The organism is Marinilabilia salmonicolor, assembly GCF_003003035.1.
GTDB classification, from domain to species: domain Bacteria; phylum Bacteroidota; class Bacteroidia; order Bacteroidales; family Marinilabiliaceae; genus Marinilabilia; species Marinilabilia salmonicolor_A.
The window spans coordinates 19,539-30,942 of sequence record NZ_PVTS01000026.1 but is presented as its reverse complement, the minus strand read 5'-3'; the positions used below and the strand labels follow the sequence as shown (position 1 = coordinate 30,942).

Below are 11,404 nucleotides of genomic sequence, written 5' to 3'. Positions count from 1 at the left end.
CCAGTAGAACTTAGAAAATCCCAATTTCCCCGACTGGTGAAACCTCTGGTCGGGAAAAATCTTTACTTTTATACGTGGGAGGCCGATGGCTTACATTACAACTAACAGACTCGATTCTATTGAAGATTTGTTGTTGGAATTGAAGCAGTAATAAAGTCTTCTTCAGGAGTATGTTTTGCATATTCAAAAAAATAGCGTATAAATTTTGATTTTTGTAAAAAAATATTTTTTTTTGTATTGTATTAACCCTAAACCCTATTGCTTATGTTTGCTTTTTCTACTATTATTTCAGTTCATAGATTCACCGAATCGTTCCGCGAGTTTTTCCACTTCAAAGAAAACAGTTCTCTTAAAATGTTAATCTTCGGATTTGCTATTCTGAGAAATTAAAGTCCTTCTTATCTTTTATTCCAATAACGTCTTGTTATTAGGGCTGATTTTTTAATTGTTTAAAAATGAACTGATGAAGAAGGGTTTACTTTTTTTTATTGCCATTTTTATTTGGCTGCCATCTAATGGTCAAACTGTTGAGCAGGATATTCTCAGAGAACAGTGGAATACTTTAAATACAAGTAGTGCCAATAAAGGTAAATGGGTTCGTATTGCTACCTGCACGAATTCCGGGCACTATCAGGATTATGGAACTGTTTTCGAGATGTTTGGCAATGGCTCTGCAAATAGTACTTTTTACTATGGTAAATTGATTGCCCGATTTAAAAGGCAGAGTTCAGAGGCCGGGCCGGCCACTTCTATGGCCCTGATTCTTTATGATTCCAATATCGGAAGTGACAATATTGTAGGAATTAGAAATGGGGCTACCATTGATGTTTTTCTCCGGATTAATATGACTTATACTCGTTTCTTTTTTAGACGAATAATGAAAGGGTATTCAACTATTTCTGCTTTAAAGGAGGAGCCTTTTATGTCTGATTTGCCTTCAGGCGATTACATAATTCAATGTACTGATGGAGCTGGTTCCTTTGGCAATATTAAGGCAAATTCTATAGTTGTTTCTGAAACAATTGAAGCCAAAGAGGTGAAGATTTCGAGTGCGCCAGGTGCTGATTTTGTCTTTTCTGAAGACTATCCCCTTCGTGACTTAAAACAAGTTGAAGATTTCATCAAGGACTACAAACACTTACCGGAGATTCCCAGTGCTCATGAGATGGCGACCTCGGGGGTGAATCTGGCAGAGATGAATAAGCTGCTGTTGCAGAAGATTGAGGAGCTGACTTTGTACATAATAAAGCAGGATAAGGAAAGAGCCTGTGAGAGAGAAAAACAAGAAAGATTGGAAAAAAAGATGCTAAATGTTATTGATGAATTAGAGCAAATTAAGAAAGTAGTAGTTGAAAGTGATATTAAATGAAACAATGATGAAGAAATTGGTTCATATTATTCTTTTGTTCGTGATAGCTGTAAATCTGGCTGCACAAGATGATCCGGTAAAAATCTTTATTCGGGGAACAGGTTTGAACAGGAATGCTACACGTATTCTTGAAATTGGAGATCAAACTATTTACAAAACAGGTGGGAGAGGATTGAGATTAACAATAATAGATAAATCCAATATTTCGGTCTTATTTGATCAAACATATGATTGTTATGGAGTAACTTCTGATTCTGAAAGTCTGGCAGATAAGTTAAATACTATAGCTAAAAATCAAATTGGGGTGTTAACTTCTTATGATGCCTGGGAGGGGCGTGTCACTGATAATCTGGATAATGCATTTTTGCGTTTAGGATTGACGATCGCTATGGGAACGCAAAACGGCAGTTCAAGAAGGCCTTATGCTGCAATATTTGAGGGTGCTTCGGAAGAAGAGATGACAAGTAAGGCTATTGAAGTAAGTTACAACAGGACTTCAAATATGCCTTTTGCTGAGATTCGAGGATTTCTTATTGGAGGTTCTTTTGTTGCTTCAGGAAGTCAAAGCAATGCACTCTTTTACCCTCAGGGAGACGGGGTTGGAGTTATTACAGACTACAGAGGGTTTGTAGGTGTTGGAACGACAAAACCTACTACAAAACTCCATGTTGCTGGAACAATTACCGCCAAGGAAATAAAAGTTACTGCTCAAACCGCCGATTTCGTTTTCGAAGAAGATTACCCACTTCGCGACTTAAATCAAATCGAAGAATTCATCAAAGAACACAAACACTTACCGGATATTCCCAGTGCTGCTGAGATGGAAGCAGTGGGTTTAAATCTGGCGGAAATGAATAAGTTGCTGTTGCAGAAAATTGAGGAGTTGACACTATATTCAATTGAGCAGGCCAATGATTTAAGCCAAAAAGAAGAGGATATCTCCTCACTCCGAAAAGAAGCAAAAATACGAGATTTGAAGATGAAGGATAATAATGAAAAGATGTCAGAACTGCTAAAGAGAATTGAGCAGATAGAGAGTCAATTACATCAATAGATTATTATAGAATTCAGGAAAAAGGGTATCAGAATTTTAAATTCTCAAAGGGGGAATTAGCAAAATTAGATATGGCCGATCTTTTTTAAAAATATAAGTTTTTGAATTATGAATAAGTTAATTCGGTTGGTGGTTTTATTGGTTATTCTGTTTTGTACTTATACAATTACCGCACAGGATTTTGAATGGAATGTTGACAATACAGGTACTAATCCAGGTGAGCGCGTTGTGGCTGTTCTGGATGCAAGAAATGTTGGAACTTATACTGGTGTGGAACTTTTCGGAAAGGTCGTTGATAATAATGGTAACTGGGGGTATAAACTTCCTACAATCGCTGACTTTAAGTTATATGTAAGATTTTCAGGGGGTATTACTTACGATTTGGTGCAAACTCAAAAAACAAGTCATGTTTTGTTGGGATTAAGGAAGATTTCAGATTCTAAAGTTCACTTAGTTGCCAACTGCCCAAACGTTCATATGGGAGTGCGGGTGATTTTTAAAAAAATTGAGGGAAGTGCCTCCGTTTCAATGGGAAGTCCGACAGAAATTACAACGACAGGAGAACTTTTAACCAATGAACCAAGATATTATACTCCCCCTTTGCATGGTCCGGTAGGAATCGGAGTTTCAAAGCCTGAGGCACAGGTGAGTATTGGCGAATGGAACGAAGGAGCTGCAGGAGAAAAAGGAGGAGTACAGCTTAGATTGTCAGGGCTTCATAATAGTGGGGTTAATGTTGGAGGAAAGAAGCTGCTTATTGAGGGGTATGATAATGATGGTTCAACAACCTATCCAATTTATCTCAAAGATGAAAATTCTAATATTGATTATTGGATAAAAAACAGGCCTTCTGCTAATGCTGATCCAGTTATGTATTTTGCTGGAAATGTTGGAATCGGGAAAACTTCTCCGGAAACCAAACTAGATGTTAATGGCACTATAAAAGCCACAGAAATAAAAGTCGTTGCCCAAACTGCCGACTTCGTTTTTGACAACAATTATCCTTTAAGAGACCTAAATCAGGTTGAAGAATTCATCAAAGAACACAAACACCTACCTGATATTCCCAGTGCTGCTGAGATGGAAGCCGCAGGAGTAAATCTGGCTGAGATGAATAAGTTGCTGTTACAGCAGATTGAGGAGTTAACACTTTATGCTATTGAGAGGGATAAGGAAATTCTGACCTTGAAAGATAAGCAAAAGGAAGAAGATGAAATCAGAAATGAGCAGAATGAAGAAATGAAAAGTATGAGAAGCCAGATTAAGAAAATGGAGGAAGAGAAAAGAAATATAGATAAACGATTAAGATTAATAGAAACCTTTTTAATTGAACAAGGAGATATTTAATTTATCCTGTTTGAAAGAATAGATGGTAAATATTGGAATTCAATGATAAATATTAATAATTGAATAAAAGATTGGTGAAATGAAAAAGCTATTGCTGATAATAGGACTATTTGTATTTACTGTTTTGGCAGTTAATGCACAAGAGAAAAATATAGTATATGAATATGATGCTTCAGGAAATCGTATTCGCAGGAATACCATAGAGATTAAAAGTGCTTCTTCTTCCACTGAAGAGGATGAAAAACCAATAGAAACTGATTGGGGAGAACGTGAAGTCACAATTTTCCCAAATCCTACTAAAGGTAACTTAAAAGTTAGGATAGAAGGAGGGGAGGATGAGGCTTTCTATGATTATACCCTTTTTAGTTCAAATGGTCAGGTATTGGAAGAAGGTCAGATTAGTGGAAAAGGAGACTACCCACTTTCTATGCAACAGTTTAGTTCCGGAATCTATATTCTTGTGCTGAAGGATGATTCAGATAAGCTGACTTTTAAAATAGTGAAAGAATAGATTTCCAGAATATTTCAAAGAACGTAAAATGATACTTGATATTCCTAAACCCATTGTTATGAAAAAAATATTTACCCTTTTAGCAGTTTGTTTGGTTTCAATATATACGCAGGCTCAAGATTATGAGAAAAGTTACGAGTTGAGCAATACCGAAACAGGGATAAAAGAATATGTAGCTCGTGATTATATATCTCTTAAACCTGGATTTAGCTATAAAGCCAGTGGAGATAATCATTTTACTGCCAGAATTGATGAGTGTCTGTTATTTCCTCCTACTGATGCAACTTATGGCACGCCCGAAGGTGCTGCCGGTTCATCTCCTTCAAGCGGAGGAGTGGTAGGGAGTATTCCAGGATCGTTTACTGTGAGTCCCACCGGGGCGGCAACCTATACAATTCCAATTGAAGTTCCCAAAGGAATTAATGGAATGGAGCCGAAGCTTTCATTGAATTATAATAGTCAATTAGGTAATAATATTGTTGGATGGGGATGGAATATTAGTGGATCCTCAGTCATAAGTCGAAGCAATAAAACTTCATACTTTAATGGTGAGCTTAGAAGTGTAAAATGGAACACCAGTGACCAATTATCTTTAGATGGAGCAAAGCTAATCAAAATAGGGACAATCTCTTCCAATACTTATGAGTACAGAAAAGAAAACGATGATCAGAGTAAAATTGTTGCTTATGAAATAGGTAGTAAAGGAGCAAAATATTTTGAAGTAACAACAAAAAATGGTTTAACATTTAAGTATGAACCCATTTTTTATTCTAAAAATCAAGAAAGTGAGACAGTTGAAGTTATTGAAGGTTTTTTGTCAGATGATTCCGAAAGACCATTAGATCCATTAAGACCTTTAAACTCTCCGCAATTGATTAATCAAGGAGGAACATCGGGTTCTTGGGTGGAAATAAACAGAATAGTATCTGCCACAAGTCAAAATCCTGTTTACAAAAACTGGATACTAACACGTGTAACCGATAACTTTGGGAATTACATCGATTATCATTATTCTAACAATTCCGAACAGACAAGATCTTCAGAAAACCGTTCTCCGTATGATTATAGCGTTGATTACCCTATGCCAATAGGATATTCTGATTCACGTGGCTATACTATTACAAAAAGTTCGACTTCCATTTCAACAAATGAAAGGATAAGCTACGTTACCTATGGCAACAAAAATACTGAATTTGGTAAAGTTTCTTTTGGTTATAGCTCTTCAAGAGCCGAACCGTCGACTTTATATATAGCAGGGAATCCTGAAAAATTTACTTACAGGTTAAGTAATGTAAGAGTCTATTCTAATAACGTTCAGTTAAAAAGGTATGATTTATCTTTTGTAAGTGGAACTGATAGATTAGAATCGATAAAAGTCACAGGGCAAAATGATGAAGATTATAATTCCACGGTTTTTCAATATGGCTCAGATACGGAGAGTATTTATCATAGAGAAATAAGCATTCCAAGACCTAATTTATACGAGAATATTACAGATAAGGCCTTTATTCCTAAGGATCTTAATGGCGATGGTTTAACTGATTTGGTTGCCGTATTTATATATGACATGCCCACCGGGCCAGGTTCTGTAACCTATAAGCAAGCATATCAAACTTTTTTGGCCAATATTGATACGCATAATAATGTGACGTTTACGGGCGGACAAACATATTTGGACGGCAACTTAGGTACTGATTTTCTTAGCTTTGTTGGTGAAATAGGAGGACTAGAAACAATGCACATAGAAAATCTTCATTCTAAATCAATAGTAGTCCCTTTTTTAGATAAAACTGATTACTGGTGCAATATGAAGTTTCTTTTCATATCGGAAAATCTGGAAATGGGTGCACCATTAAAAACATCAACCAATGATGCTCCTTTAAATGCTGTAAGAGATTTTAATAATGATGGTTATGAAGATTTGTTTTATTTAGAGCAAAAACAGTTTAATGGATATTATCCGGCTAAAATAATTTTTAATAAGCCTGGTTCTTCTAAATTCAGAGAATTTGCACCAAAAGATTTGAATTTTAACTTAAGTTCCAAGCCTAAGAAATTATTTATTAATGACTATAATGCAGATGGCTTAAATGATATTTTTATTGTAACTGAAAGTGGCTATTATTTTTACAAAAACAATGGGGGAGAGGATAATACTGATGGTTATACAGAAGTGTCGTTCAGTAAGGTAAAAAATTCAAGCCTTTTTAATGGAAGTTATAGTAGAATTGAGTCAGGAGATTTTAATGGTGATTTATTGCCTGACTTCCTTTTAAATGAACATTGTAATAATGTTTGGTATTTTGCAATTAATAATGGCGATGGAAGTTTTACTAAACGTAGATTATCAGCAATTACTGCTGTTGAAGAAAGTTATACTGAAAAGAATGACGGTAGAGATCAAGTTCTTATTATGGACTTTAATCAAGATGGTAAATCTGACGTTGTAATTGTTGAAGCAGATTATAAAAAAGAAGATGACATGTGGTCTTCTCCATGGGGGGTGTTTAGGAGTTCTTATGTGGCATGGTATGAGTCAACTGGAACTAATGTAACCTTGGCTTCAAAGATCGTCACCAATCAAGAAGACTATTCTTATAAGAAACACACATGTACCGGAGATTTTAACGGTGATGGTCAGGTTGACATTCTTTCATATGGAGCTAACCATACAACAAAAGATAAGGATACAAACTTACACTTGAATTTCTCTCCTAAGACGATTAATGACTCAAGATTAATTACATCAATCACTAATGGTTTAGGTAATAAAGCATATTTAGAGTATCAACCATTAACCTGTAGTTCTGTTTATTCCAAATCACCTGTGTCCTATGATAACGTAACTGAAATACAAATGCCTTTATATGTTCTGAAACAAAAAAGAGAAACTAATAGTGGCGGTAGTACTGAAAGAATTTCATATTCATACACTAATGCACTTATTCATCCCGGTGGCAGGGGCTTTCTTGGATTTGAAACAAGCGAGGCAGTAAATTCAAGCACTAACAACAAAAGCGAAACAAAATTAAAACTAAATACTTCATACAACATTCTGCTTCCTTATTACACATTAAATAGTAATAATGGTACTACAGTTAATAAACTAACCACCGATATTAGCATTGAGAGTATAGAAGATGGTAAGAGGTTTGTAACAAAGCCTAAGTGGCGTAAGAATGAAGACTTTCAAAGTGGAATAACAGAGCTTGTCACATTCAACACATATGATGAATATCTTAATCCGACAAAAGTAACAACAACCTATGCAAACAGCCCGGTTAAGAAAGTGAAGGAAGTTCAATATGTAAAAAAAGGGGCGTGGTGTGATAATGTACCAGAGTTAGTTACAACAACGAAATATAATGCACTGGGAGAGCAAGTTCGTGTTCAAAAGTACGACTATGATTCTAAAGGTAATGTCACTTTTTCATATGATGATTATCAAGATGATAATCAGGTGAAAACACATTATTACAATTATGATGATTATGGAAATCCGTGGAATATTGATGTTACTGCTAATGGTGAGACAAGGACCGCTTCAGCAACTTACAATACAAGTGATGGAAGGTTTCTTGAGTCAAAAACCGATGCATTAGGATTTACAACAACATATGAGTATGATGAAGTAGCTGGGTTATTGGATAGTGAAAAAGATAATCTTGGTAATGAAATTATATATGAATATGATGGTTTTGGAAGGCTCGTCAAAGCCACATATCCCGATGGAACTTATTCAGTAAAGTCTCTTCAATGGGCCGGCGGTGACGGTCCTGATGGTGCGGTGTATTATTCCTATGAAGAGACATCAGGACAATCTCCGGTTTGGACCTGGTATGATGGGCAGGGGCGTGAATTGAGAAGGGAGTATTATGGCTTTAAAGATGACAAAAAAATATGGGTCGATAAAGATTACTATTCCGAAACCGGAAGATTGAAAACGGTCTCTAAACCCTATTTTGCCGAAGGGTCAAAAGAACCAGCAGAGTCTTATACCTATGACGATGAAGGCCGAGTGCTTACCAAAACAACACCAATGGGAATCACTACTATGGAATATGACGGGTTGACCACAACAATGACCTCTCCAAGAAGTGTGAAAGTAAAAACTGTGAATGCAGCCGGTCAAACCGTTTCCAGCACAGTGGACGGACGTTCAGTCACATTTTCTTATTATCCTTCCGGTAAAGTGAAGGAATCGAAGCCCCAAGATGGTAAAGCGGTGGAAATGGTTTACGATTTGCAGGGGAACCGTATAAAAATAACAGATCCGGATGCCGGTATTGTTGAAAATACCTATAATGGATTCGGGGAGGTTCTTACGGAAAAATATACCATGGGAAGTGGCGATGATGAGCGCACTGTTACAACTTCTTATACTTATGATGAATCTGGTCGCCTTGAAAAAGAAGACCGAAACGGTACAATCACGGATTACAGATACAATGGGAGTACCGGCTTTTTGGAAAGTGTAAAGAGGCCGGATCATGAACTGACCTATGTTTATGACGAAGGTAGTGATAAATCGCTGGGACGCCCAACTACAATAAATGAGAAAATCGACGGAAAGACTTTTACTTCCCGTACTAATTACGATGCTTTTGGTCGCGAACAAAAGCATACGTATCCCTCAGGATTTTATGTCAGGAACACATACACCAAATATAGTCACCTCGAAGAAGTAAAAGGCAGCAATGGCAAAAGCATCTGGAAAGGCGAAGTTGCCAATGCACTTGGACAGTTTAAAAAAACGAAAAAGGGGGGGCAAACAACTACCTTTGGCTATGATGAAAAAGACAGAGTTGAAAGCATCTATTCACCGGATATCATTGACCATTTCTACATATTTAATGATAAGGGAAATCTTAAATCACGAGAAGATCGTTTGACCAGTCATAAAGAAATATTCACCTATGATAAGCACCAACTTAAATCATGGAAAATAGAACAAAATGGAAATGTCGCGAGAACCTTTTCCATGGATTATGATGAACACGGAAATATTACCGGTAAATCGGACCTTGGTTATGAAATGCAATACAACGATGAACGTCCACATGCCATAAGCGGTATAAAAGGTAATCCCTCGTTAATTTCGGATCAAGAGCAAATTATAACTTATACAGATTTTAAGAAAATAGCTACGGTTTCAGAAGGTGATAAAAGACTTGAGCTTCTTTATGGTGTAGATGAGCAACGGCGCAAAGCCATTTTTAAATCTAATGGGGATATTACTCTTACCCGTTTCTATTTGGGTGACTACGAAGAAGAAGAAACACCGGATGGCAAAAAACGCAAAATCCATTACCTTAGCGGAGGTGACGGTTTGTCAGCAATATACGTAGAGGAAGATGGCAACAGTAATTTCTATTACGCCTACACCGATCACCTTGGTTCTTTGACAGTTTTGACAGATAAAGATGGAAACCTGAAAGAACTTCAGGCCTTTGATCCGTGGGGAAACCGGAGAAATCCGAGTGACTGGACAAGTCTTATTACCACACCCGTAAGTAATATTACAGGCCGTGGTTATACCATGCATGAGCATTTGGATGGTTTTGCCCTCATTAATATGAATGGCAGGGTCTATGATCCGCAAATTGCTCGTTTCTTAAGTCCCGACCCACAGTTGCAAGCTCCTGGGTATTGGTTGAATTATAATCGGTATGGGTATGCGTTGAATAATCCGCTAATTTATACTGATCCATCAGGAGAGTTTTTCTGGATAATCCCTAATATAGGATGGAGTAAATCAGGAGGTTTAAGCATTGGGTTGTCTTTTGTTGTAGGTTTACCAGGAGGGTTAAGCGCCCAAGCCGGTATTGGTTATAGTTTTGGGGCAAGTGATGCTTATGGTTATTTAGGTGCAACCGCAGCGATGAATACTGTTTATGCATCTTATTCATTAAGCAGTGGTGGTAGTGTTGGGTATACAGCAGGATTGTCTTCTTTCTCAGGTTTGCCGGTAAGTACTAATTTTGCTACAGTTGGAACTAATTACAATATTACTCACGATAGTTGGAGTGGTAATGTGTCAGCTTGGACTGTTGATCGAAATGGATTGTCTTTTAATCCGAGTTTATCTGTTATGATTTATCCAGAACATACGACTAATTTTGTTAGAGGAAAAGAGTTTAGAAGTAATGAAGCAGTTTTTCAGGATTTTGTTAGAGCTAAAAATTATCAGGGGGCATTGGATTACTTTGGATTTAAAGGTACATATAATCCAAAGTATTTCAATGGAGGAGGAGATCCCGCGGTTATTCATGGAAAAACTGGAGATATAGTTTACAATACAACTGCATTTGATGGATCTTTTGATAAGCTTAGATTTGTTAATGATCACGAAAGATGGCATTATAGAAGAGTTACGAGAACAAATAGATTTCAAAAGTCGGGAAATTCTGTGGCTAAAGAAGAATATGAAAATTATATTCGTAATTATAAGCGACAAGGTTTATATTTAAAACATAAAATCCCACTGGGAAAATACATCAACGGTTATGGTTCCGCGGCAGGTATAGATCCAAATACTTTTATACCCTATACTAATTTGGCTCCTGCACCTTGGTGGCATGGCATATACTCAATTAGAAGATTATGGTAAGGATAGTTTTATTAATTTCAATAATCCTAAGTGGATGTGTTAGTTTGAAAAATGAAAAACCAGAGGATGATAACTTGTCGGAAGTGGTTAAACTGGAGTTAATGATGCCTGATTTGGCATATGTTGGCGATACCATATGTGTGGCTATAGAATTTATTAATACAACAAGCGAAGAGGTTTTTTTTTATGAGCCAGGGTTTGTTGCCTTAATTGAAAAGGTTAATGAGTTTAGGCAGGGGATATGGATAACTTTAGAGGAAAAACAACTCAGAGAAGTTTCGAAATTACTTGAGCTTAATGAATCTGGATCCCTAGTTAAAAGATATAAGTTCGTATTGGATTCTACAGATTTTAGAAGATCTGAAGAAATAGTTTTTAGAGCCGTTTTATGGTCAATGCCGCCTGACAAGAAGCATGCCCCGTCTTATATAAGAAAGGGAAATCTTAGATCATCAGGTAAAATAATTAATATAAAGAAAATTAATGAAAGATTAAGTAAATAGCTTGACAATA

General features: G+C 36.5%; 6 protein-coding genes. All 6 read left to right on the top strand.

The window, feature by feature from the left end; translation table 11 throughout:
* Window positions 1-463: 463 nt before the first annotated feature.
* On the top strand, window positions 464-1,369 hold the full coding sequence (locus tag BY457_RS17970; RefSeq protein WP_106154716.1) for a hypothetical protein: 906 nt from the start codon (window positions 464-466) through the stop codon (window positions 1,367-1,369).
* A 7-nt stretch (window positions 1,370-1,376) separates the two neighbouring features.
* Window positions 1,377-2,423 (top strand): interleukin-like EMT inducer domain-containing protein, encoded by a 1,047-nt coding sequence (locus BY457_RS17965; RefSeq protein WP_181256533.1) that lies wholly within the window; start codon window positions 1,377-1,379, stop codon window positions 2,421-2,423.
* A 129-nt stretch (window positions 2,424-2,552) separates the two neighbouring features.
* Entirely contained in the window at window positions 2,553-3,770 is a 1,218-nt protein-coding gene (locus tag BY457_RS17960) for a hypothetical protein (RefSeq protein WP_181256532.1), read from the top strand.
* Window positions 3,771-3,849: 79 nt separating this feature from the next.
* Window positions 3,850-4,281 (top strand): T9SS type A sorting domain-containing protein, encoded by a 432-nt coding sequence (locus BY457_RS17955; protein WP_106154713.1) that lies wholly within the window; start codon window positions 3,850-3,852, stop codon window positions 4,279-4,281.
* Between the two features lie 58 nt (window positions 4,282-4,339).
* On the top strand, window positions 4,340-10,891 hold the full coding sequence (locus tag BY457_RS17950; RefSeq protein WP_181256531.1) for an FG-GAP-like repeat-containing protein: 6,552 nt from the start codon (window positions 4,340-4,342) through the stop codon (window positions 10,889-10,891).
* Window positions 10,885-11,394, top strand: a complete 510-nt coding sequence (locus BY457_RS17945; protein ID WP_106154711.1) for a hypothetical protein — start codon at window positions 10,885-10,887, stop codon at window positions 11,392-11,394. Before BY457_RS17950 ends, BY457_RS17945 begins: the two co-directional genes overlap by 7 nt.
* The last annotated feature ends 10 nt before the right edge of the window (window positions 11,395-11,404 follow it).